This window comes from Cutibacterium nasicola (assembly GCF_052654715.2).
The window spans coordinates 2280246-2303049 of sequence record NZ_CP199745.2; the positions used below are offsets into that span (position 1 = coordinate 2280246).

A 22804-nucleotide genomic window follows, 5' to 3' on the forward strand; every position below is an offset into this window, starting at 1 on the left:
CCGCACGAGTGCGAGGCCAGTGACAGGTCGGGGGTTCGGAGGATCAGTAACCCAGGATCTCCTTGCGACGGGGCAGCCAGGCGACGGCGTCCCGAATGCCATCGGCCGGGGTCAACTCCGCGCTCCAACCGAGCAGGTCCTTGGCACGGTGTGAGACGGTGTATGCGCCTGCGACATCGCCGGGGCGCGACGGGCCGTAGACGACATTGAGAGCCTTGCCAGTACCTTCCTCGAAGGCCTTGACGAGCTCCTTGACGGTCACGCCGTTCCCGGTGCCGATGTTGAACACCTGGTAGGGCTCGTCGACGGTCACCTCGTCAAGGTGCTCCAGAGCGGCGACGTGGGCCTGGGCCAGGTCCCAGACGTGGATGAAGTCACGGATGCCGGAGCCGTCCCGGGTGGGCCACTCGACACCCGTGACGGTGAAAGTGGAGTCCTCCATCCAGGCGTCGATCATCTTGCCGAGCACGTGGGTGGGGTGTTCGATCTGCTGACCGGTACGCAGCTTGGGGTCCGAACCGATCGGGTTGAAGTAACGCAGGCTGAGTGCCTTGAGGTCGGAGGCGTGGGCGGCGTCACGCAGGATGAACTCCACCATGAACTTGGTGGTGGCATAAGGGGAACCGGGGTCCAGCGGGGACTCCTCGGTCACCTTGAACTCCTCGTCGGTGGCGTAAATGGACGCCGAGGAGGAAAACAGGACGCGATGCACACCGTTGCGCTCCATGCCCTTGAGCAGGGCGACGGTCTTGCCGACGTTGTTGTCGTAGTAAGTCAGCGGCTCATCCACCGACTCCGGGACGATGATCTTGGCCGCGCAGTGCACGACTGCGTCGATCTGGTTCTCGGTGAAGACGCGATCGAGCAGGTCTTGATCGGCGATGTCGCCCTCGTAGAAGGTGCGGTCGCGGACGAATTCGCGGCGTCCGGCGGACAGGTCGTCCAGGACGACGACCTCGTGTCCTGCTTCCTCGCATGCCGAACCGACCGTCGATCCGATGTAACCGGCCCCGCCGGTGATGAGAATCTTCATGAGAACCTTCCGTGTCGCCGTGATCTTCGGCCTCAATTCTAGGGGCCGTTCACTGGCCTGAGCAGCAGGCGCGAACCGTGCGTGGTGAAGTGGTCGCCCATCGTGCACATTGCCACCACAGATGGCATCACCTGGCATCAGGAACCAATCCGCCATGGTTGGTCGGCCTTCCTAGACTGGCGGACATGGAGGAGACCGGCTCGCAGACCCCAACCGCGGACAACCGTTCCACCGGGTCCCGCGGATCTGGTGTGCGCGCCCGACTCAACCGGTTCAACCCGACCCGGAACAACGTTCCGCAGATCTCCATCCCCGGCATGGAGGAGGTGCTGGACCCCAAGCTCGACGACGGTCGTCCGGCAGACACTGAAAAGGCGTGGTGGGGAGATGTCACCCTCACCCTCGCCATGGCCGTGGTGACGATCGTCCCTTACCTCGTAAGCCTGGCGGAACATCCCCATCCCGAGTACGCGGCGGCCCTCATCTCCTCCATGATCATGGTGGCCTCACTACCGATGCGCCGTGATCACCCCCTGCTCATGATGGCCCTGGTGGCCTTCGGCGCGGGCATCCAATTCATCTTCGTGCCCTTCCCGGTGCTGAGCATCTTCATCGTCCCCATCGCCTCCTACTCGGTGGCCAGATGGGTGGACGGTCACCAGTCTCGCTGGGTGCTGTGGATCGGAGCGCTGGGATCGGTCGTCGGCCCCATGAGATGGCAACCCACCATCGCTGCTGGATACGATCCCTCTTCGGGGAAGCCCTGGGTGCTGCTGATCCTGGCCATGATGGTTTGTGCAGGTCTGGTACTCACCCCTTATGCGGTGGGGCGACGACTGCGCGAGTCGGCCCTCATCGACTCCCAACAGCGCATCGTCAAGGCCCAGCGGTACCGAGCCATCCTCGCTGAACGTGAACAGCAGGCCAGGGTCGCCGAGGAGCGCACCCGCAGCGAGATCGCCCGTGAGCTCCATGACATCGTCGCGCACTCGCTGTCCGTCATGATCGTGCAGGCCGAGGGCGGCAAGGCGCTGGCGACGAAGAAGCCGGAGAAGGGTCCTGAGGTCCTCGACACCATCGCCGAGACCGGTCGCGAGGCCCTCGTCGAGATGCGCCGCATTGTCGGGGTGTTGCGACAGGACACCGATGCTGAGTACTCCCCCTCTCCCGGACTGGCGGAGATTCCGGAACTCGTCGAGAAGTCCGGGGTGAAGGTCACCTTCACCGTCACGGGACAGGAGCCGGTGGTCTCCCAGGCCCTCGGTCTGGTGGTCTACCGGGTCGTCCAGGAGGCCCTCACCAATGTCCTCAAACATGCTGGCCCCAGTGCCCACGCCTCGGTGACCCTGGCCTACTCGCCCACCGCGATCGACGTGGAGGTCCTCGACGACGGGTATGGGGCGGCCGTTCAGGGAGACGGACGAGGCCACGGCCTGCAGGGCATGCGTGAGCGGGTGACGTCGATGGGAGGGAGGCTGGAGGCCGGTCCGCGTACCGAGGCCGGGTTCCGGGTTCAGGCCGTCATTCCCATTTCCGCAGCGTGAGACGCCAGGACAGCTGAACAGGTCCGTGAGGAACTCGAAGCTGTGGTCACCACACATGAGATCCTGCAACCTGACGGGGTTGCCGCCAGCCGTGGTGGATGCGGGAGGTCAGGTACGAGTTGCCCCAGAACGTGGTGGATGACGGAAGGACGCACCGGATCGGTGTCGTGGGGACGACGATCATCGACCCGGGCCTGGGAGGTGCCCTTCGCAGGAGACAGGGTCCTCAGCATGGCTGCGAGCTACCTGTCCTCGTCGACAGATCAACCGGCCATGTGACATCAGGACGTCACCGTCGGAGGCCCTCGTCGTGACTTCTTCCCCGCACGGCACGGACTGTCCCGCAACGGCAAGGCTCTACCATTACTGGCAAGTACCTGGAGGTGCCATGCCTGATTCGATCCGCGTCATCCTCGTCGACGACCAGTCCCTCGTCCGCTCGGGATTCCGCATGCTCATCGAGGCCGAGGACGACATGGAGGTCGTCGCGGAGGCGTCCAGCGGCGTCGAAGCCCTTGACGTGCTGCGTCGAATGCCGGTCGACGTCGCTCTCATGGACATCCGGATGCCGAAGATGGACGGCGTCGAAGCCACTCGACGCATCACCGCGTCCCCGCTGGACACCAAGGTACTGATTCTGACCACCTTCGACCTTGACGAGTACGTCTACGCCGCCCTCAAGGCCGGCGCCTCTGGGTTCCTCCTCAAGGACGCCCGCCCCACCGAGCTGTTGAGTGCGATCCGCAACGTCGCTGCTGGCGACGCGGTCGTCGCACCATCGGCCACTCGACGCCTGCTCGACCACGTCGTCCCCACCCTGCCCAATGACCCCAAGGCTGCCGACAAGCGGCTGTCTGTGCTGACGGACCGCGAGCGGGAGGTGTTAGTGGAGATCGCCAAGGGGGCCACGAACGCCGAGATCGCCCAGACCCTCTACATGGCGGAAGGGACCGTGAAAACTCACATTGGCCGGCTACTATCGAAATTGGAGTGTCGAGACCGGGTTGGACTCGTGCTTTTTGCGCATGAAGTCGGCCTTCTCTGACAACTTCCGACCACACACATATATTCGATATTGGATGCATCTAGTATCCACATCATTTTTCACGTCACTTCAGGCGTGAGGGGCGTCGTCCACCCGTCGATGCCTCCTCGGGAACCATGAAAGGCATCATGAGCGACCACATCCGACCTTATGAATCTGAAGAGCCCTGGCAGCCGAGCGACGCGGCCTCGAGCGAGCCAGAATCCTTCGAGTCACCGCGACACGGTGCCCCGTCTGAGCACGGTGCCCCATCGGAGTGGGCCAAGCCCTCGCCCCAGCCCAGCGATGAGCAGGACCGACAGCCGGGTCAGCCGTGGGGACGGTCACAATCGCCTGATCCCCAATCGGCTCGCGCCGCCGAGCCCTTCCCGACAAAGGCTGGGCCTGCCCAGCCTTTCAGCTCGAGCGGTACGGTCCGTTCTGATGGTCTGGCTCCTGGGCTGTTGAACACTCCCTTCGAGACGGACGCCGCCGCCGGTATCGACCTCACCAAGGTCTTCGGAGAAGGAGCGACCCGGGTCACTGCCCTGGACTCCATCAGTGTTCGCTTCACCCGCGGCACTTTCACCGCGATCATGGGCCCATCCGGATCCGGCAAGTCGACTCTCATGCATTGCCTCGCTGGCCTGGACCGGATCACCTCCGGTCGAGTGTTCCTGGCTGGCCAGGAGATCTCGGGCCTTCCTGATCCCAAGCTGACGACGCTGCGTCGCGACAATGTCGGCTTCATCTTCCAGTCATTCAACCTGTTGCCGATGCTCACCGCCGAGGAGAACATCTTGCTCCCTCTCGACCTGGCCGGACGCAAGCCGGACAAGGCCCTGTGGGATCAGCTCATCACCGGCCTGGGGATCGCTGATCGCCTCAAGCACCGTCCCTCGGAGTTGTCGGGTGGCCAGCAGCAGCGTGTTGCTTGTGCCCGAGCCATGATCACCAAGCCCCACGTCGTCTTCGCCGACGAGCCCACCGGTGCTCTGGACTCCAAGTCGGGAGCGAACCTGTTGAGCTACCTGCGCCACTGCGTCGACGACCTGGGGCAGACGATCATCATGGTCACCCATGACGCCAAGGCCGCTTCCTATGCCGATCGCGCCCTCATGTTGCTGGACGGTCGCATCGTCGACGACATCGCCTCCCCCACCGCCGAAGCGGTGAACGAGGCCATGGCCGGGTTGGAGGGCTGATGTTCACCGAGGCTCTCAGAGAGCTGCGTCAGCATCCAGGCAGGATGGCCGCAACCCTCATCGCCATTGCGGTGTCCGTCGGGTTTCTCGTCGGCATCTCGATGTTCGTACGAACCCAGGGAATGGCCCTGGGAAAGGAACAGGCGGTTGCCACCTCGAAGGCTGACGTCGTCGTCTACAACGCCGATTTCGAGGCCAGCCCCGAGGACATCACTCAGGGAATTCGCGACACTCCCGGCGTCCAGACCGTCGACGTCGTCCAGTCGACCACCATGGCCGCTTCCCATGGCCAGGACTCCACGATGATCGACGTCCACAAGACGCCGGTCGAACCGTTCCGCTGGTCCTCGGTGACCTCGGGCAACTGGCCATCAGGGCCCGGTCAGATCGCGCTGTCCAAGGCAGCAGCCGAGAACCTGAACGTCAGTGTCGGGGACACCATCGACATCGCCGGGAACAGCATCAAGGTGGTGGGAATCACCGACGATGCGAACGCCCTGCAGACCGCTCCGGCCTACAGCACTGAGGACGTCGACGAATTCCCTCACACCTGGGTCGTCAAGACCGAGGACGGGACGACTCCCGACCAGCTCGTCACCAACCTTGAGAAGACCCTGCCCACCATCAAGGGTGCCCCCAAGTTCAACACCGGCGAGAAGTACGGATCGACGATCGAGACCGCGCCCGATCATCAGAAGAAGACCGTCACTGATCTGGCTCAGGGAGTCGAGGTCACCAAGTACCTGCTCATGGTCTTCGGGGCCATTGCTCTGCTGGTGGCTGCGATCATCATCACGACGACCTTCCTCATCCTGTTGGCCCAGCGACGCCGTCAGATCGGCCTCATGCGGGCTGTCGGAGCGTCGAGTGGCCAGGTGAAGAAGCGGGTTCTCGGCGAGGCAATCCTGCTGGGTGCCATCGGATCGGCCCTGGGCATCGTGCTCGGAATCCTGCTGACGGTCGCTGGCGCTGCCTACACGGGCGCCCTGGCCTTCGGGTTGGAATGGCCGTGGATGGACATCGTCATTGAGTTCTTCATTGGCATCGTCATCACGGTTCTGGCCGCCTTCCTGCCGGCGCTGCGGGCCACTCGCGTGGCACCTCTGGAGGCGCTGCGCCCAGTTCCGACGGTGGAGCAGAAGCGCCGGGTCGGTCTGGCACGGATAATCACCTGTTCCCTGCTCGCAGTGATCGGAGTCACCACCTCCGTGGTGGCGATCACCGGCCACGGCAGCGCCATCGTCGGTTGGGCCATCGTGTCGGCCATGTGCCTGTCGCTGGCCCTCCTCATCGCCACACCGTTGTACGTGCCGTGGCTCATCAAGGGGTTCGGACTCCTGTTGCGCCCGCTGGGGCCGACGGCTCGGCTCTCGACCTCCAACGCCACCCGTAACCCGACTCGTACCTCGTTGACGGCGGTATCCCTCATGCTGGCTATCGGGCTGTCGGTGACCCTGCAGGTCGGCATCTCCACGACCCGCACGACGGTCATGGATCAGATCGACGATCACTACCCGATCGACATCACCTTCACGAACCTTCCCAGCAATGACCCGAGCACCGGCGAGCCCAAGGCGGGAACCCTCGATTCGTCGGCCACCAAGGCGGTGCAGAACCTGCAGAACGTCAAGGAATCCGTCATCCTCAAGGGTGGGTTCGTCGAGACTGACATGTCTCCTCAAACCCACATCGTTTCTGCCGACAAGGACAAGATCGCCAAGGTCGCGCCCTCGATTGCCAAGGAGATGGAGCCTGGGGTCGCGCTGGTGACGTCAATGGGCAATCCTGCGAAGACGATGGATTTCTCGTCGCCCAGGGGAAAAACGTCTCTCAAGGTCAAGAAGGTCAACGGACTCCCCTATTCCGACGTCCTTCTCACCGAGGAGGACATGAGGCAGATCGTTCCCTCCGTGGGCGACCAGGCTGCCTGGGTCCATCTCGAGGACCGGAGCGATCTGTCCTCGGTGCTGACGGTGATGGTCTCCTCGACGTCGGCGGGCACCGATTCGCAGCACACGGAGGTTGGTGGTGGCGCCCTCATCGGCGGCATCATCGAGCTGGTCCTCAAGGCCCTGCTCATCGTCATGACGGCTCTGCTGGGTGTTGCCGTGCTCATCGCCCTCATCGGTGTGGCCAACACCTTGAGCCTGTCGGTACTGGAGCGACGGCGCGAGTCGGCACTGCTGCGAGCCATGGGCATGCAGCGGCGCGGGCTACGGCTGATGCTGCTCTACGAGTCGATCCAGGTCGGCATGGTCGGTGTCGTCGTCGGAATGGTGGCGGGGTTCTACTTCGCCTGGCTGGGCATCCGGTCGATATTCCGGGTGGCTTCGGACACGGTTCCGGTGCATTTCTCGATCGACTGGCCCTGGACCCTCGGTCTCATCGCAATCTGCTTGGTGGCGGCCTGCCTGGCATCGGTCCTCCCGGGGCGACGCGCTGCCATGGCTGCCCCCACTGAGACGCTGGCCGACGAGTGAGTCTTTCACCGCCCGATCTGCGTGATGACGACCGGCCGTGTCCTTCGGGGCACGGCCGGTCGTCTTGATGGAAGAGTCTTGTCGTCATGGCACCGGACAACACTCACGTGAAGACGGACAACACTGAGCTCCGCATGGGCAACATCCTGATCCCGGCAGACAACACCAGGGGCAACGTCCTCTCGGTGGACTTGGGTTCATCCCCGATCCCGAGAGGTGCTGCTATGACAACCATGATCGACAGCCGTCTGAACTCCCACTGGGCCGAGATGTGCGCTCACCCCCGCGCCGAATGGCGGGCCAACCTCTTCTGCACCGGGTGTACGCCCGCCGACCTTCCTCGGACACTGCGTGACGACGACACGGCTGCCATCCGGGCCCTCATCGCTGCTCGCAGTGGTGCGGGCCAGACATCCGAGTTCGCCGGGATGGCACTGATCCAGGCGATCCTGCCAGCCCTCGTCATCATGGCGCGCAGGGATCGGCGGGCATGTCTGGACGATTATGTCGGTCAGGCATGGCTGGTCATCGTCAATTTCCCGCTGCCGCGCAACCGCAAGGTGTGCACGAATCTGGCCCTGGACTGTCTGCACGTCCTCTCGTCGGGGCGACGTGGGGCGAACAAGGAAACGCCGGTCGAGATCATGGAGATCAGTACGCCTGAGATGCCGGACAACCCCGGTGAGGTTGCCTCGAAACTGCTCACCGCCGCCGAGGAATTGGGAATCATCACCTCAACCAGTGCGCCCGTGCTGCGCAGCGTATGGGTGGACGCCCTGGATTCCGCATCCGCAGCACGACGCCACGGAACGAGTCCAGAGGCAGTACGTGCCCGATGCTCGCGGGCGAGTCGAGCCATGAGGGAGCGTCGTGACGAGCTGCTCGCCGCGTCATGAATGGGGTTGTCATACCTGCGACGTATGCTGTTCGCCGTGACGAAGTTCAAGCGTGTCATGGCCCTGCTGGGGGTCATCTACCTGGCCACGGTGGGATGCCTGTACTTGGTGCTGGCCGAACGCAGCGACGATTTCATTCGCAACGGTCAGATCATCCGGGGAACCGTCACAGCCGTGTACCTGCACGACCCCGTCAATACCGGAGCCACCAGGTACCTCATGCACACCGAAGGCGGCAACGTCGCCACCATCACATACACCTATGAGGGTGTCACCGACACCGTGCCGTCGAATCCGTATCGCGACGTCAAGAAGTACCAGGTCGGACAGCAGGTCGATCTGGTTGTCCAGGCCGCCCCAGGGCGCCCTGAGGACACCATCGTCACCGTGCGCGACCGCACCATCCTCGGTCTGCGTCTCGTCCCGTGGGGGTTCTTGGCCTGCGCTGCCCTCATGGCAGCCTGGTTCTGGCGTGATCACCTCAAGCCTCAACGTCGCCGTCGCATCACGTCACACCGACGGACGCCAGCCACCGTCACGGAGTGATCGTCAGCAGCGACGGCCTCTCGCCCACCAGAGTGGCTCAATCGGCCAGCAGCCAGCCCAGAAACTCCTTGAGATCGCCCGTCTCACCGTCACGTCCGCCACGACCAATGTGCATTGGCGGTAAGGAAGGCTCCAGCGTGACCCCACGCATCTGCTCCATGAGGCCACCCGGGACGACGAGCTGGTAGTACTCACCGTTCTCGCCGATGGCCAGGGAGTGCTTGGCGTTGAGGTACCAGCCTCGTTTGTCCGTGCGCGCCTCATGGCCATCCATGAGTTGGGCGCGCAGCGGCTCGGGTGTCATGCCCTTGGCCCGAGCGGCGGCGAGGAAGTCGTCAATGAGCCGTTGAGCCTGGGCAGCCTCCTGTCGGCGAGCCCCCTCCTCGAGTTCGATGCGAAGTCGGGCGTCCTCGGCGCGTTTGCTGCTCACAGATTGAGGGTACGGCACCTCGGAGTTGGCGCAGACCTTGGGCGGCGTGAACGCGACACGCGAATGACCGAGCGGTGGTCTGATGTCATCGCCATGTCCTGACGGCTGGGACACACACCGCACCATCAATGGGAGCCATGTCCGATGACCGGCGGTCCTGTTCGCCGAGGGACGTCGTCTTTGTCGGCACGAGGGGACAAAGGTCGGGGCCGCGGAGTTCGTCGGCAGCCCCGATGATCAAGATCGATCAGAACAGTCCGACGGTCTCGCCGTTGTCGTCGATGTCGATGCGCTCGGCGGCTGGGTGACGACCCAGGCCCGGCATGGTCCGCATGTCACCACAGATCGCGTAGATGTACCCGGCGCCCACGGCGGCCCTCACCTCGCGGACGGGCAGCCGCCACCCGGTCGGGGCTCCCTTGAGGCAGGGGTCGTGGGACAAGGACAAATGAGTCTTGGCGATGACGACCGGGAAATTGCCGTAGCCAAGATCCTCGAGGTGAGCGAGCTCCTTGGCAGCAGCCGGGGCGGCGTCGACTCCGTCAGCCCCGTAGACCTTGGTGGCCACCTTGGTGAGCTTGTCGACCAGGGAGTCCTTGAGGTCGTAGGTGTAGCGGAAATCGGTGTTCTGGTCGCACGCCGCGACGACCGCGCGCGCCAGATCGACGGCACCGTCGCCACCGTCGATGACATGGGTCGAGGCGGCGAAGTGAGCACCGGCAACCTCTGCCACTTTGCGGATGGCATCGATCTCGTCGGGATGGTCACTCGGAAAGACATTGAGAGCCACCACCGGGGAGACACCGAAGTCGCGGACGATCTCAATGTGCTTGCGTAGGTTGGCGGCACCGGCCAGGACGTCATCAGGATTGTCCTCGAGCATGGCCGGGGGCAGCGGCTTTCCCGGAACGACCTGGTGGCGACCGGCGTGGGTCTTGAGCGCACGCACGGTGACGACGAGTACGGCGGCGTCGGGACGCATGCCGCCCACGCGACACTTGACGTTGAAGAATCGTTCGGCACCCATGTCGGCGCCGAATCCGGCCTCCGTCAGCAGGTAGTCGCCGCAACCGATGCCGACGCGGTCGGCGATGACCGACGAGTTGCCCGTGGCAATGTTGCCGAAAGGGCCTGCATGGACGAGTACCGGGCTGTTCTCGGTGGTCTGCAACAGGTTCGGCTTGATGGCGTCCTTGAGGATGACAGCCATCGATCCTGCGGCATGCAGGTCCTCGGCGGTAACCGGCTCCTTGGAACGGTTGTACCCGATGACGATACGGCCCAGCCGAGCGCGCAAGTCCGACAACGACGTGGCCAGTGCCAGGATGACGCCCACCTCGCTGGCAGCGGTGATGTCGAATCCGCTCTGACGGGGGACTCCGTCAATCCGTGACCCGAGGCCGACGATGGTGTTGCGCAGGGCCCGATCGTTGATGTCGACGACGCGACGCCATGAGATGGAGTGAGGCTCGATGTCGAGCTCGTTGCCGTGGTGCAGATGGTTGTCGATCATGGCGGCCAGCAGGTTGTGGGCCGCGCCGATGGCATGAAAGTCACCGGTCAGGTGCAGGTTAAGTTTTTCCATCGGCAGCACTTGGGAATACCCAGCCCCGGCGGCACCACCCTTGATGCCGAAGGTCGGGCCCATGGAGGGTTGGCGTAGAGCGAGCACGCTACGCTTTCCGATCTTCTCCAAGCCCTGCGCCAGACCGACGGCTGTGGTCGTCTTGCCTTCACCAAGGGGTGTGGGGGTGATGGCCGTGACGACGACGTATTTGCCACGCGAACGGTCTCTGTTGTGCTCGATGACATCGAGATCAACCTTGGCGACGTCACGCCCGTAGGGCTCGAGGTACTTTTCCTCAATGCCGGCCCGAGCCGCCACCTTTTCAATGGGGTCAAGGTGGGCCTCACGAGCAATTTCCAGATCCGACTTCATTGTCATGTCTCCCATCATGGCGTGTTGTCAGGCCCTTTGCACACCTTTGAGAACAGGCGTCGTCAGCTCTTGACCGTGGTCTCTTCCACATTACCCAGGTTTTCATTGAGGTCATCAGCGTAGGAACCGAGCAAGTTGCCGAGGGCTTCGTCCTCGCTCATGGGCCTGGCCAGCTGCCACAGGATGACACCGATGACGGCCCAGACGAGCAGGACCAGGTACTCACCCGGCCACACCAGTGAGCTGTTCGTTCCCGGCCAGATCGCCATGACGACCGTGACGAGGGCGCCGACAGCTCCCACCCAGGGCAACCATCCGGCATGGTAGCTGGAACGCAGGTGGGGGTACTTCTTCGGCAGGGCGGACAAGGTGATGACGACAATGATCCACACCAGTCCGAGGTATATGCCGCCGGTGTCGAGGAACCACAGCATGGCGCCCGGGCCGAGGGCTCCCAGCAGCAAGGTCATGACTGTGGTGAGCAGGATGGCCCTGCGCGGGACCCCGCTCCTCTCGTCGACGGCGGCGAGGCCCTCCGGAAGGAGCCTGGCCCTTGCCATCGCGACGACGATGCGGGAGACCGCCATGAACAGGCCGAGGAAGCTCGTCAGCAGGCCGCAAATGGCAATGACCCAGGCTCCCCAACCGAGGATCGGGAATCCGGCAACGGTGTAGGCGTCAATGGTGCCAAGGTTCATCTTGGCGACGTCCTGCCAAGGAACGATCCAGGCCGAAGAGGCCAGCACCAAGCAGTAGAACAGGGTGGCCGTCAGAACGGTGAGGACGGTGATGCGACCGATCCTGCGGGCGGGGATGTCGGCGTCCTCGGCCAGCGCTGCCACCAGCCCGAAGCCCGCCATGTAGGTCATACCGGGCACGACGAAGCGGAGGGTGTCACCGACAGCGTCGGCATCGGCACGGTAGGGCGGGATGAAGTTGCTCGGGCTTCCGAAGACCAGTGCCGTGACGACCAGCACCAGTCCGATGACGACCATGGCCACGAACAGGATGGTCTGGATCTGACCGGAAAGGCTCACTCCGAACCAGTTCATCGCCGCGATGATGAGAGTCAGGACGACGCCGATCATCAACACAGTCAAGTCGACTGATTCCCCATTCACTGAATACAGCGGCACGGATCCCAAATTCGGCCAAATCTTTTCCAAGAGATATCCGAAAGCCGTCACGTAAAAGGCGGTGGACGAAAGATAAGCGCCGATGAGGAGCCAACCCGTGACAAAGGATGCCCCTCTCCCGAGGCCGACGTAACAGTAGACGACCTCGCCTCCAGCTCGAGGAAACAGCGTTGTCAACTCGCTGTAAGCCAGAGCCATACAAGCTGCAAGCAAACCTCCGAGGAGCATGCCGAAAATCATGCCGCCAGCGCCATACCTGTCAAAGAATTTCGAGTTTGTGTAAATCCAACTCGAGCCGATCAATCCGGCTACCCCGAGCGCGAGGAGCTGGAAGAATCCTAGGCCCTTCTTGAGTTCAGCCACGGTATCTCCTTCATTGTCAGCCCAACACCGCATTGCATTGCACGGCATCAATTAGGATACGTGAACGACATTGTTGCAGACAGAACGACAGAGGCATCCGTGGGGCGGTTGCGCATGCGGTGAACACGGCGTCGATCCAACACCGACCGATACGAGTGGTTGGAATCTGGCTGACCTTCCCAGGTCCACACCCTGTCTTCGGTGAACTCCTCATGCAGCGACGTTCTTGGGCCCCTTTCGGCTGTCCCACACCAGTCATGCTCGCGCACACAGCGACGGATCCGTTCAGCATCTCCTTCCCACGACCCTCTAGTATCGAGGCAGGCCGGCCCTGAAGGAGACCATGTGTTCTGGCAGAACCTGTGCCACCTGTGGCGACGCCACGACTTCCGAAAGATCCTCGGAGTCCGCGTAGCCACACAGGCGGCCGATGGCACCCTGCAGGTAGGGATGGCCTCCTACGTGCTGCTTTCTCCCGAGCAGCAGCCTGACGCGTGGTCGATCGCGATGGTGCTGGCCATCACCTTGTTGCCGTTCAGCATCATCGGGCCCTTCATCTCTGTCGTTCTCGACCGTTGGTCACGTCAGCGAATCCTCGTCTACACCGACGGCCTGCGCTGCCTCATCGCGATTGGGCTGGGGATCTTGGTCTGGGACGGTGCACGTGACCGACCTTCTCATCTGGTCTTGCTCATCGGGTTGCTCATCGCGATGAGCCTCAACCGCTTCCTTCTCACGGCGTTGGTGGCGGGGCTGGAGTACACCATTGACAAACGCGACTACCTGACGGCGTCCTCGATCATGCCGACGATTGGTCCTCTGGGACTCATGATCGGTGCCGTCGTCGCTGCTGCCGTTCGCATGATTGCCGGACGCTACATGCCGGTTCACCACGCCGACACGATCATCTTCTGCATCTCGGCGGTCCTCTTCGCGATGTCAGTGGCACTCGGGCTGCAGTTCTCGCGCCGAGAGCTCGGGCCACCACTGGTGCACCGCTCCCGGACGATGCGTGCTGTTGCCGGGGAGGTCGTTGACGGCTTCCGGTATCTGGGAAGGGCGCCCCTGGTGGGTCATTCCCTCACTCTCATCGGCGCCCAGCGCGCACTGTTCGGCGTGTACTCGGTGGCAATGATCCTGGGTTACCGCAACCGCTTCCACGTGCAGTCCGACATCAACGGCGCCATGGCTGACATGACGATCTGGGCGGTGGCCATGGGTGCCGGCTTCGTGCTGTCGGCCGGATTCATGCCGATGCTGGTGCACAGGCTGGGCATGAGGAAGGCCCTCATCAGCCTGTTGGTCGGCACCGCCGTCATTCAGGCGTTCCCGGGAGCCGTCCCGAACCGCTGGGGTCTGCTGGTCGCCGGCTTTCTCATCGGCTTGTTTGCCCAGTCCCTCAAGGCCGGGGTCGACACCATCTGCCAGGCCCACATCTCTGATGGTTACAAGGGCCGGGTCTTCATCGCCTACGACATGGTCTACAACGCGTTGTTCGTGGGTGGCTCGGCCCTGGCGGCGCTCGTGCTGCCGGTGCACGGACTGTCGGGACCGCACATGATTGGTCTGGCACTGGCGTACCTGATGGTGGCCGGAGTCTTCACCCTGGCCACCCGCGCGCACGGTGACGATGTCTTCGACAAGGGCAGCGCCATGGGAGGTCTTCCCACGGGCAGTTCTCAGGACTGAACTCACACCACCCGGGCTCGAACGTGGCCTTCCATCGCTTCCTGCAGGACTGAGATCGTCTCCTCCGACAAATCGACGCCAAGGCGACGAGCCTGGCGCGACAGCACGTAGACCAACCGTTCAACCTCGCCACGGTCGTCGAGTTCGTCAGCGAGTTTGATGCGCGCCACCAACAGCACCTCGTCCTCAGGGCAGGCGACGGTGGCACGTGCCAAGGCTCGAGATGCCAGCTCGAAGTCGCGAGTCTCCGTGGCTCTACGAGCCACCTCCACCCCGATGTCACGGATCATCTGAATCATGTCGATGCGCCATTCCTCGGCCCAGTGCCACTGCCCGGGAGCGGCGTCAGCCAACGGAGCCCCACGAACGAGATCCAGGGCCGAGAGGAGGTTGGCCAGCGGAGCGGTCGAGACCCCTCCTGCAACAAGCAGTTCAAGCCGTTCCCAGTCGCTACTGACGACATCTGCCAGACGCAGGGAACCGTCATACCCTTCGGGCAGATAGGCCCTACCGTCATCGTCGGTGCCCAGCCATCGCCGCAGTCGGGAGACATTGGAGCGTCGGGTCGGCTCGGCGACCATGAGGGCGTCAGCCATCTGCACCGACCGTGCGCCCGGATGGCACAGCAACCAGGCACAATACTCGAGACACTGCCGACGGGCCTTGGTCGGCGGATTTCCGCGAGCTCCTACGAGGTCGACCGGGCCAAGGAGGCGCAGGACGGGAGAGGGCACTTCGCCGACGGGTACGGGCAACTGGGCGACATCGCTCAGTGCAGTGGGCGTGAGCACGTGTTCCTCCTCGACGGTCGTATGGGCATCACTGGGCGGTAGTACAACGCAGGTCTCGGCAACCATCGGCGGAGGACTGGACGTCCCCTCCCCTCGCCGTGGCCCCCACCAGGGGGCAGGCTCGGTATCAGTTCGAGCGGTGGTCTCGAGCAGCTCGACGACGGCACGGCGCATCGGTGCGGTGACGATCTGGGGTGTGAAAGCCTGACCGTCCAGCTCGGCATGGTCGGGGTCGGTGACGACGACCGTCCGACCACATGCACTCGGCATGACGACGACGATTCCCGCCTCGACCACAGACGACGAGGTAGGAAGGTCGAGTGGCCGAGAGGACAACACGACCCTGCTGATCGATGGGTGATGACCGCTGGACCGGTCAGGCAGGCCTGCCAGCCCCCTGACGACTTCATCGGCGCCAGCACATTGCACATCGTCACTGCCGGTCCGTGACAACCACGCGAGGTCGTCACCGACGGCGACGATGTCGATTCCGCCGGACCACGGCGCCGCGACCAGGGACAGGCCGATCGATGCCACCATCGCGGAGGCCAACTCGGCGGTGGCGTCAATCCCCAGGAGACCGTCGATGTCGGCAAGATCGATCAGGACCGGGGTGTGCGGGTCAGTGGTTCCCAGCACGACGGTCGTGGGAGTCAGCGTGTCGGCGCACACGGGCTCGGTGGCCATGGCGTCGCTGCCCCGCACTGGTGCGTCATCCACCTGATCTGCCGCGGCGTCAAGTATTCTCCTGGCGCGACGCGGTGGTCCTGACACGGTGGGAATCCGCCGTCCCATCGGGCGGGTGAAGAGCTGCTGTTGACGGCGGGCAGTGACCGTCCCGGCGACCCCTCCGGCCAAGAACAGGCTCAGGCCCGCCAGCCCGGTACGGAGGATCTCGGCAGGGTCCTGGCCGACCCCGGCGGAGACCATCTTTGTCTCGGGTTGAGCAGATGGGGCATCTGTTGCAGGCGCATCCGGCGGCAGTGCGCTCTGGGGCATCTCTGCATCGGGTGTCTCGCCGTCGTGGTCGGGGAAGGTTTTCTGCGGCTCTACGATGGCAGCTTCGTCCATGTCGGGCGCTGACGTCGTCGTGGCCTGCTGAGGCTGCGGGCCCGGCACCACAAGTTTCCAGCCCGGCTCGATGTGGTCGGGATCTGTGATGACTTCCCCATTGAGATGCCACAGAGTCGGCCAGGCTGCGGCATCACCGAGCCAGGTCCGTGCGAGCTCGCTGAGGGTGTCCCCCTCCTGGACAGTGATCGTTCGGACGCCATGGTCTCCAGCTGACGGGGTGAGCCGATCGAGCTCGTCAGCATCGAGAGGACGGCCAGCGCCAGTATGACCGCTGGGGACGGTCATGGTGACCCCGGGAAGAGCGAGTTCCTGACCGACGGCCAGGTGGTCGACGTCGATCCCGGGATTGGCGGCTGCGATACGTCGCCACGAGGTGCCGTCCCCGTACCAGGTTTCGGCTATCGTCCACAGGTCTTCATGGGCACCGATGGTGACAGTCATGACCTCCTCGTCAGGGGCGGACTCACCCTCAGCCCTCGCCTGCACCGCATCTACAGGCTGCGGCGCCGCGGCAGCCGTCGCCACGATCGGCACCGGAGTGGGCGGAACAGCCGAGCGTGTCAGAGGGGACAGGACTGTCAGACTCGCCACGAGCAGTCCGGCGGCGATGCCCTGAACTGTGCCCAGTCCCGGAAGCTTGATGTGGCGACGCTGACTGGTCACCAACCCAACAACCTCCGCAACCACACAGACCGTGAAGACCACCCATGCCAGCCAACCGACGACGGTCGCAATCACCAGCAGGATCGTCCCGTCGTCAGGGGTGATCCAGCTTGACGGACGCAGCATGGTGGTGGCGTCAAGGCGTCCCCATGCCACCAGGGCGGCCGGGGAACCGAGGACCAGGATGACGAGGGCCACGAAGGCCGCAAGACCGCGCACTCTGGCGCGGAGGGATGTGTTCTTCATGCGTGTCGCTCCCGATGGCTGTCGACGGTGGAATGTGCCCTCGACTCGACGTGGAGGGCTCCCGGCATTCCTGGGACGAGAAGGTCAGCGAGCCTGACGGTGCACCTCACCCGGGCCGAGATGAGTCCCGTGGACCCCACTGGCACGGCCAAGGCCGATGAATCGATGGTGATGGCAGGGTCGCTGCACCTCGTACCGGCGAGCTCTACCATGGCGACTCGCTGGCCCACCGCATGACCTTCGCCGACCGTCGAGGCGACCGATCCAGCGCGTGCGGCTACCTCGGCAGCCGACTGGGCATCGGCTCGCACCTCGGACAGCCGCCAACCCCCTGTCGCCACTGCGGCGATCATGAGAAGGCTGGGAAGAATGAGCGCAGCCTCGACGGCAAGTGCACCGCGCTGATGTCCCCGACACTGAGCATGTCGAATCATGTCCCCTCCTCGACGGCGACGGCGTGGCCATTGACAGGGACGACAGCTCCGAACAGCGTCGCTGCCTTGCCCTCGACGTCAACACGTACCAAGGAGTCAGTGGTTGACACCCGTACCCTGACATCGGCCAATTTGGAGGCCTGGGCCACGTCACGAGCAGCAGCTTCGGCATCACCACCATGGGAGCCACGCAAGGCTTGCACCCGGACTGCTGCCCGGGCTGCCTCGGTGGCTGTGGCCCGAGCCTGCAGCACGACCGAGGTCTGCACGACCCCGACCACCACGAGCAGGACCACAGGCCACACCAGCGACCATTGAAGGGATTCGGAAACCCCGCGCTCCCGGGTTCGTCGGTCCGCCTGTCTCGACCTCACTTCGGCAGGTTCGAGGTCACATATCCCTTGATCACGGTTACCACCACCGTTGCGATGGACACAGCACCCACCAAGAGAATGGCGTTCTCGGTTGATTGGCTGAGTCCCCTCTCGTCGTGCTTCTCGACGACCGGCGGGATGCCGGCCATCATCGGCAGGACGACGGACGCGACGGTATTGACATGTTTCATGGCGACCTCCTTGGTCATTCGCACCGGTCTCTCCGGTGACGTCACGAACCCTGTTGTGGGGCAGGGTGTTGAGGGTGCAGGGCGTGGTCATGACGCCACCCCAGCCATGATCAGAAGCGGTGGAGTGATGAGCACCAGGCCCAGGACGAGAACTGGGATGACCATCCAGATCGTCAAGGATTCGGAGGTCGTCTGGGCCTCGACCTTCTCCCGGTTGAGATGGGCGTCCCTCATGTCATTGACGCGTGCTCGCAGAGTTTCGGCCAGCGAGGCCCCTTGATCGTCGAGCCGAAGTACCTCAACGAGCTCAGCCAGCTCCGGGAGCCCCAGTTCCTCGGACAGAGTCTCCAGGCCAGCCCAGGGCGACTGTTGTTCCAATCGGGAACGCTCCAGCGTGGTGCGGATCCGGGCCAGGACCGGGTGATCACTCATCTGTGCAGCCTCGACGAGGGCTCGAGGTGCCGACTGATTTGCCAGCCTCGCCAATGTGACGAGGTCAATGTAGACCAGTACCGCTTCGGCAGCATCCTGGCGGACCGCTCTGGAGCGTGACCTGATCCGGGTGTCAGGAATGAACCATCCAAGAATGGCAAGCACAACCGCCAGTCCGACAGGAGTCACCGGGAGGGCGTCACCCCATATCGCTGTCACGACTCGGGCGAGGACGGGCATCGTCATTCCGCCCACCGCCATGACAGCCTTCTCGGCGACCAAGTCACCGGGAGTCCGGCCCTGCAGCGCGAGGGTTCGACGAGACTTCTCACTGATGAGACGTGGCCACCGTGCCGCAGCGCGTGCTCCCCATCTCTCCAGCCGTCCATCCTCGGAGGCTGGACCGGCGACGGCGTCCTGCCGGATAGGCGCGGACAACCCTGCCAGAGCGTCAGACAGCCTCAGAGGAGCACCACGTCTTCCCGCCATGACGACGATGGGAGCGGATGCCAGCAGTGCTCCACAGATCGCGGCAAGGACCTGGGTGGATTCAGTCATGGTCGGCCTCCCGTCTCAGCAGGATCCGGGCGCGCCGTCGAGGCCTGCTGCGTCGCGACAGGGCGATGAGTCCGACGAGGTACAACCCGGCGTAGCAGCACAGCAGCAGCTGGCCGACACCAGTGCGATAAGGAGCCACATATTCCCGTCCCAGGACGAATGCGCCAGCCAGCACGACGGCGATGATGACGCTGACCTGGCGGACGACGACTCGTGGCTTGGCTCGCTCAGCCCGGATTTCTCGAGCTGCACGAATCCGTTCCTGGAGGGATGCGGCCAGCGCATCAAGGGTGGTGGTGGCTCCCGTTCCCCCTCGCTCGGCTGCCATCATGATCGCGCCAATGACCTGGTCGGCGTCCGCGCTGTCGAGGTCGTCAGCAAGGCCTTGGAGGGCAGTTCGGGTGTCCCATCGCGAATCCAGCCGCGCCACCATGCGAGTGAGCGGTTCCACAAGCACTTCCGGGGCCTGACGACGCGTCGCTCGGATGGCGTCGATGACAGACTTGCCCGTCGACGCGGAACCGCTGACCAGACGCACCCACCGTTCCAAGGCGCGCATGACATCGAGGTCATGCCGTGGCGGGTCGACCAACAAGGCAGGGACGACGACAGCCAGAACCGGCACGATGACGATCAACACCGCCCAGCCCGTCACCAGGTACCCGAGGGCGCCGATCCCCAGACCAGTGAGTCCGTGGACGCGGCTGCGGCGGGGCAATCGGGAAAACCACTTGTCCACCGTTGTCCACAGGCTTGTGGATTGACCTGTGGACAACTGATGGATTGGGGCTGCCCCGATGACGACCAGAGTCAGTCCTCCGACCAGCAGAACCCCCAGCAACGCGGCGACTGGTGTACTCATGCCCATCTCGTCACCTCGGGCTCGTAGTGGGCGAGTTCAGCAACGAGGGCCGGGTCGGGGTGGAAGAGCCCAGGACTCGTGGGAGTCGGTGCGGCGTAGGTGAGATGAGTGATGGGACGACCGTTCTCCAACGCACCGGTCAATTGCCGTATTTCCGTGACGTGACGACTCCGGGTTCCTCCTCGCCAGGTGTCGTCGACCAAGGTGACGTGGACGAGGAAGGTGATGTTGTGGGCGATCTGGCGGTACGCCTCTTCGATCGTCATGACCCCGCCCATGGCGACTCGTCCAGCCAAACGATCCATGGTCGAGGTCGCGGAATGGGAGTGGGTGGTGCTCATGGTTCCGGCCCCAGCCTGCATCGCCTCGAACATGGCGGCTGCCTCGACACCGCGAACCTCGCCGACGACGAGGCGTGACAGATTCTGACGTAGCGCCTCCGGGATGAGATCAGCAACCGTGAATTCACCGAGGGAGCGACCATCCACCTTCTCCCCGAGCCCGACGGTGGCCTGTAGGGCGACCATGTTGTCGCGATCCGGGTTGAGGTGGGTCAGCAACTCATAGTCGGTTTCGAGGGTTCCGAACCGCTCAGTGGGCGGGATCGTGTCGACAAGGGCACGCAACAGGGTCGTCTTGCCAGCTCCCTGGTCTCCCGCAATGACGATGGATCGTCGGGCCAGCACGGCCGCGCGCAACAACATTCCGACGTGGTTGGGCATCATTCCGGTGGCGACGAGGTCATCGATCGTCACCCTCGTCAGGGTGTGGTGACGGATGACGACCGAGGGCCGGTAGGACAGCCCGAACCCGATGGCGTGCAGACGATATTCCGAGCCGAGAGCCACCGTCATCGTCGGATGGGCGTCGTCAAAGGGCCGCGGCGGGTTGGCGGACTCTCCCAGGAAGCGGATCGCCTCCACGAGTTCGTCATCGCTGTCGGCGACCGGTGGGCCCGATTCACGTCGTCCGTCTCCGTACTGGATGAAGACCCGATCACAGCCGTTGATCTCAATGTTCTCGGCATCAGTGATCTGAAAGAGGGGCTGCAGCCGCCCGAACCCGAAGATCGCGTCCATGACGGCGTTGATATAGGCCTCCTTGGTGCGCGTACTCCACAACGCCTGGCCTTCGACTGTGAGCTTCTCGGCGTGGGATTCGACCACCTGGCGCACAATCGACCGACCGAGCATCCTCACGTCATCGCCGCTGAGATCGATTCCGTTGCGCTCACGATGCGATGCTCGTTCCGAGGAGATGCGCTCCGACGCCGTGCGACGCAGGACGACAACTGTGCGCCAGTCAACGTCAGTCGTCTCGAGTCGTCTTGGCGTGGGGCGAGGAGCCGTTGCTGGAGAAGGCGTCACGGACGGCGACATCCGTGACAACAGACCAGCAAGGTCTTCCCGGCTCTCGATGGTGGCTACCGGGGTGTCATCGGCGTACCGGCATACCGCCGAAGAGGTCTCATCAATCGTCATGACGCCGCCCCCACGGCCAACGAGGTCATGGGCTGTGGCCCGTTGATGGTCTCGTTGGAGCGACGAAGTTTGAGTTCCATCGTCTCGGCGAGGGCCCGCAGACTCGAGGCGTACCGTCCACGACTCCACCTCTTCCCCGCCGGGTCGCCATCGGACAGGACAGCCGCAGCCTGAGGATCCCGAGCCACCTCTCCCAACACCGGCAGGCCAAATTGATGTCCGATCTCGTGCGAGCTGTACGGATGCCCAGAGCCCACGACAGCAAGTCCCACCGTTGCGGTGGTGGTTGAGGAGATCGCCTCAATCTCCTTCGATCGCATGGACAGCCCGGCAAGCTGTCGCAGACGCGATCCCGTCACGATTCCGATGAGTGAGGAGCGAGAAATGAGGCTCTCGGACAAGGCTTGTGGACCGATTCGACCACCGTCGACAATAACGTCGACCCCGGCCTGACCGAGATCGGTCATGGCGCTGACAAGACCTGGCCAGGCAGCACCCATGAGAGACGCCTGCCCAAGATGCCCGTAACCGCTGATGAGCCCGACCATCCTATTCTCGTCATCGTGGGGAAGCGGGATGCTTTCCTCCCACATGGCCTGGACCGGATCGGCACCGTCACGACAAGCAGCGGCCAATCCGATCAGCCCAGGGCGCGGCGAGACACGTCCTGCCAGGAATCCTGATTCGATGGCGTGGCCTGGGCACGGGTCAGCGTCAATGAGAATGACGTCGCGTGGCCAGCTCAATGCCAGACCCAGGGCGGTCGTCGTCAGACCAGGGGCTCCTCCAGAGCTGGTGAGAAGCAGGATCGCCATCATCGTCCCCTCTCAACCAGGGCGATGCGGTCCAGTGAGGCCAGGTCAGCGAGCCGGGCCGCACTGCCGGAATCCACCTCGACGTCGACCAGCCAGCCCCCGTGATCGCTGGTACCTTTCGGGGCTGCCACGACGACGGCGTCAAATTTCGAGAGCTGTAAGACGGTCTCGGGCTCCTTGTCAGAGCTGGTTTCCACCAAGATCACCTGAGCTCCGGCGGGAAGGGAGACGGTGGGTAGACGTCCAGCAGCGAGCTTGAGACCAACCCGAGCGCGCCCCGATGCCACCCGAAGCTCGCCGACCGAGTGGGAGCCGAGCAGTTGGCCGGCAGAAAGATCGACGAGAGCATGATGGCCAACAATCTCGTCGAGCTGAGATGCCGGGATGGTCGTCACCGCCCGATCGACGGCCACAGATGTCAGACCGATATCCGTATTGCGGACGATCTCGCCCTGCCCCACTGCTCGCGTCATGACGAGAACCTGATCTGTATGGGCTGCACTGTGCCAGGCGAATGCTCCGCCCAGGCCGCCCAGGCAGGCGCAGAGTACCCCGATGGCGATGAGACGGGGCGAGCGACGAAGCCGAGGTGCCGGCG

20 protein-coding genes are annotated in these 22804 nt (G+C 63.9%); 7 read left to right on the forward strand and 13 right to left on the reverse strand.

The annotated features are described in order from the left end of the window. Positions 1-43: 43 nt before the first annotated feature. On the reverse strand, positions 44-1033 hold the full coding sequence (gene galE, locus ACUCCZ_RS10665) for a UDP-glucose 4-epimerase GalE (RefSeq protein ID WP_435918200.1): 990 nt from the start codon (positions 1031-1033) through the stop codon (positions 44-46). Between the two features lie 185 nt (positions 1034-1218). Here galE and ACUCCZ_RS10670 point away from each other — a divergent pair, with 185 nt between their 5' ends. The 6 genes from ACUCCZ_RS10670 (at position 1219) to ACUCCZ_RS10695 (ending at position 8728) form a co-directional block, all read left to right on the forward strand. Further along, on the forward strand, positions 1219-2577 hold the full coding sequence (locus tag ACUCCZ_RS10670; protein ID WP_435918199.1) for a sensor histidine kinase: 1359 nt from the start codon (positions 1219-1221) through the stop codon (positions 2575-2577). Between the two features lie 388 nt (positions 2578-2965). Beyond that, the gene (locus ACUCCZ_RS10675) at positions 2966-3622 is read left to right on the forward strand and encodes a response regulator (protein ID WP_435918198.1); all 657 of its coding nucleotides are present in this window, start codon (positions 2966-2968) and stop codon (positions 3620-3622) included. Positions 3623-3738: 116 nt separating this feature from the next. After that, positions 3739-4806 (forward strand): ABC transporter ATP-binding protein, encoded by a 1068-nt coding sequence (locus ACUCCZ_RS10680; RefSeq protein WP_435918197.1) that lies wholly within the window; start codon positions 3739-3741, stop codon positions 4804-4806. Continuing rightward, positions 4806-7286 (forward strand): ABC transporter permease, encoded by a 2481-nt coding sequence (locus ACUCCZ_RS10685; protein WP_435918196.1) that lies wholly within the window; start codon positions 4806-4808, stop codon positions 7284-7286. Before ACUCCZ_RS10680 ends, ACUCCZ_RS10685 begins: the two co-directional genes overlap by 1 nt. A 224-nt stretch (positions 7287-7510) precedes the next feature. After that, positions 7511-8182 carry a hypothetical protein gene (locus tag ACUCCZ_RS10690; protein ID WP_435918308.1) on the forward strand — a complete coding sequence of 224 codons (672 nt, stop codon included), beginning with the start codon at positions 7511-7513 and terminating at the stop codon, positions 8180-8182. A gap of 24 nt (positions 8183-8206) precedes the next feature. Next, positions 8207-8728, forward strand: a complete 522-nt coding sequence (locus tag ACUCCZ_RS10695; protein WP_435918195.1) for a hypothetical protein — start codon at positions 8207-8209, stop codon at positions 8726-8728. A 37-nt stretch (positions 8729-8765) separates the two neighbouring features. Here ACUCCZ_RS10695 and ACUCCZ_RS10700 read toward each other — a convergent pair whose 3' ends face one another. The 3 genes from ACUCCZ_RS10700 to ACUCCZ_RS10710 all read right to left on the reverse strand — a co-directional run bounded on the left by ACUCCZ_RS10700 (position 8766) and on the right by ACUCCZ_RS10710 (position 12596). Continuing rightward, complete coding sequence (locus tag ACUCCZ_RS10700) at positions 8766-9176, reverse strand: hypothetical protein (protein ID WP_435918307.1); 411 nt, start codon at positions 9174-9176, stop codon at positions 8766-8768. Between the two features lie 229 nt (positions 9177-9405). Next, the gene (locus ACUCCZ_RS10705) at positions 9406-11115 is read right to left on the reverse strand and encodes a formate--tetrahydrofolate ligase (protein WP_435918194.1); all 1710 of its coding nucleotides are present in this window, start codon (positions 11113-11115) and stop codon (positions 9406-9408) included. Positions 11116-11159: 44 nt separating this feature from the next. Next, a complete protein-coding gene (locus tag ACUCCZ_RS10710) occupies positions 11160-12596 on the reverse strand; it encodes an APC family permease (protein WP_435918193.1) in 1437 nt (478 codons plus the stop codon). Positions 12597-12941: 345 nt separating this feature from the next. Between ACUCCZ_RS10710 and ACUCCZ_RS10715 the strand changes: the two genes are divergently transcribed. Then, the gene (locus tag ACUCCZ_RS10715; protein ID WP_435918192.1) at positions 12942-14285 is read left to right on the forward strand and encodes an MFS transporter; all 1344 of its coding nucleotides are present in this window, start codon (positions 12942-12944) and stop codon (positions 14283-14285) included. Between the two features lie 2 nt (positions 14286-14287). Here ACUCCZ_RS10715 and ACUCCZ_RS10720 read toward each other — a convergent pair whose 3' ends face one another. The 9 genes from ACUCCZ_RS10720 to ACUCCZ_RS10760 form a co-directional block, all read right to left on the reverse strand. Beyond that, a complete protein-coding gene (locus tag ACUCCZ_RS10720) occupies positions 14288-17059 on the reverse strand; it encodes a LysM peptidoglycan-binding domain-containing protein (RefSeq protein WP_435918191.1) in 2772 nt (923 codons plus the stop codon). Next, positions 17056-17493 (reverse strand): TadE/TadG family type IV pilus assembly protein, encoded by a 438-nt coding sequence (locus tag ACUCCZ_RS10725; protein WP_435918190.1) that lies wholly within the window; start codon positions 17491-17493, stop codon positions 17056-17058. The genes ACUCCZ_RS10720 and ACUCCZ_RS10725 overlap by 4 nt, the downstream gene beginning before the upstream one ends. Continuing rightward, on the reverse strand, positions 17490-17798 hold the full coding sequence (locus ACUCCZ_RS10730) for a TadE/TadG family type IV pilus assembly protein (RefSeq protein ID WP_435918189.1): 309 nt from the start codon (positions 17796-17798) through the stop codon (positions 17490-17492). Before ACUCCZ_RS10730 ends, ACUCCZ_RS10725 begins: the two co-directional genes overlap by 4 nt. A gap of 65 nt (positions 17799-17863) precedes the next feature. Beyond that, on the reverse strand, positions 17864-18076 hold the full coding sequence (locus ACUCCZ_RS10735) for a hypothetical protein (protein ID WP_435918306.1): 213 nt from the start codon (positions 18074-18076) through the stop codon (positions 17864-17866). A gap of 69 nt (positions 18077-18145) precedes the next feature. Then, entirely contained in the window at positions 18146-19048 is a 903-nt protein-coding gene (locus tag ACUCCZ_RS10740) for a type II secretion system F family protein (RefSeq protein WP_435918188.1), read from the reverse strand. Continuing rightward, positions 19041-19916, reverse strand: coding sequence for a type II secretion system F family protein (locus ACUCCZ_RS10745; protein ID WP_435918187.1), 876 nt, complete (start codon positions 19914-19916; stop codon positions 19041-19043). The genes ACUCCZ_RS10740 and ACUCCZ_RS10745 overlap by 8 nt, the downstream gene beginning before the upstream one ends. Further along, positions 19907-21103, reverse strand: coding sequence for a CpaF family protein (locus tag ACUCCZ_RS10750; RefSeq protein ID WP_435918305.1), 1197 nt, complete (start codon positions 21101-21103; stop codon positions 19907-19909). The genes ACUCCZ_RS10745 and ACUCCZ_RS10750 overlap by 10 nt, the downstream gene beginning before the upstream one ends. 284 nt (positions 21104-21387) lie before the next feature. Then, positions 21388-22206, reverse strand: coding sequence for a hypothetical protein (locus ACUCCZ_RS10755; protein ID WP_435918304.1), 819 nt, complete (start codon positions 22204-22206; stop codon positions 21388-21390). Next, complete coding sequence (locus ACUCCZ_RS10760; RefSeq protein ID WP_462981576.1) at positions 22206-22679, reverse strand: SAF domain-containing protein; 474 nt, start codon at positions 22677-22679, stop codon at positions 22206-22208. Before ACUCCZ_RS10760 ends, ACUCCZ_RS10755 begins: the two co-directional genes overlap by 1 nt. Between the last annotated feature and the right edge of the window lie 125 nt (positions 22680-22804).

Bases quoted from the DNA above. Each gene is read 5' to 3' on its own strand.
- ACUCCZ_RS10675 (WP_435918198.1), top strand. From the start codon at position 2,966: ATGCCTGATTCGATCCGCGTCATCCTCGTCGACGACCAGTCCCTCGTC.
- ACUCCZ_RS10685 (WP_435918196.1), top strand. From the start codon at position 4,806: ATGTTCACCGAGGCTCTCAGAGAGCTGCGTCAGCATCCAGGCAGGATG.
- ACUCCZ_RS10745 (WP_435918187.1), bottom strand. From the start codon at position 19,916: ATGGGCATGAGTACACCAGTCGCCGCGTTGCTGGGGGTTCTGCTGGTC.
- ACUCCZ_RS10670 (WP_435918199.1), top strand. From the start codon at position 1,219: ATGGAGGAGACCGGCTCGCAGACCCCAACCGCGGACAACCGTTCCACC.
- ACUCCZ_RS10690 (WP_435918308.1), top strand. From the start codon at position 7,511: ATGACAACCATGATCGACAGCCGTCTGAACTCCCACTGGGCCGAGATG.
- ACUCCZ_RS10725 (WP_435918190.1), bottom strand. From the start codon at position 17,493: ATGATTCGACATGCTCAGTGTCGGGGACATCAGCGCGGTGCACTTGCC.
- ACUCCZ_RS10680 (WP_435918197.1), top strand. From the start codon at position 3,739: ATGAAAGGCATCATGAGCGACCACATCCGACCTTATGAATCTGAAGAG.
- galE (WP_435918200.1), bottom strand. From the start codon at position 1,033: ATGAAGATTCTCATCACCGGCGGGGCCGGTTACATCGGATCGACGGTC.
- ACUCCZ_RS10720 (WP_435918191.1), bottom strand. From the start codon at position 17,059: ATGAAGAACACATCCCTCCGCGCCAGAGTGCGCGGTCTTGCGGCCTTC.
- ACUCCZ_RS10740 (WP_435918188.1), bottom strand. From the start codon at position 19,048: ATGACTGAATCCACCCAGGTCCTTGCCGCGATCTGTGGAGCACTGCTG.
- ACUCCZ_RS10735 (WP_435918306.1), bottom strand. From the start codon at position 18,076: ATGACCAAGGAGGTCGCCATGAAACATGTCAATACCGTCGCGTCCGTC.
- ACUCCZ_RS10695 (WP_435918195.1), top strand. From the start codon at position 8,207: ATGCTGTTCGCCGTGACGAAGTTCAAGCGTGTCATGGCCCTGCTGGGG.
- ACUCCZ_RS10755 (WP_435918304.1), bottom strand. From the start codon at position 22,206: ATGGCGATCCTGCTTCTCACCAGCTCTGGAGGAGCCCCTGGTCTGACG.
- ACUCCZ_RS10705 (WP_435918194.1), bottom strand. From the start codon at position 11,115: ATGATGGGAGACATGACAATGAAGTCGGATCTGGAAATTGCTCGTGAG.
- ACUCCZ_RS10760 (WP_462981576.1), bottom strand. From the start codon at position 22,679: ATGACGCGAGCAGTGGGGCAGGGCGAGATCGTCCGCAATACGGATATC.
- ACUCCZ_RS10750 (WP_435918305.1), bottom strand. From the start codon at position 21,103: ATGCTCGGTCGGTCGATTGTGCGCCAGGTGGTCGAATCCCACGCCGAG.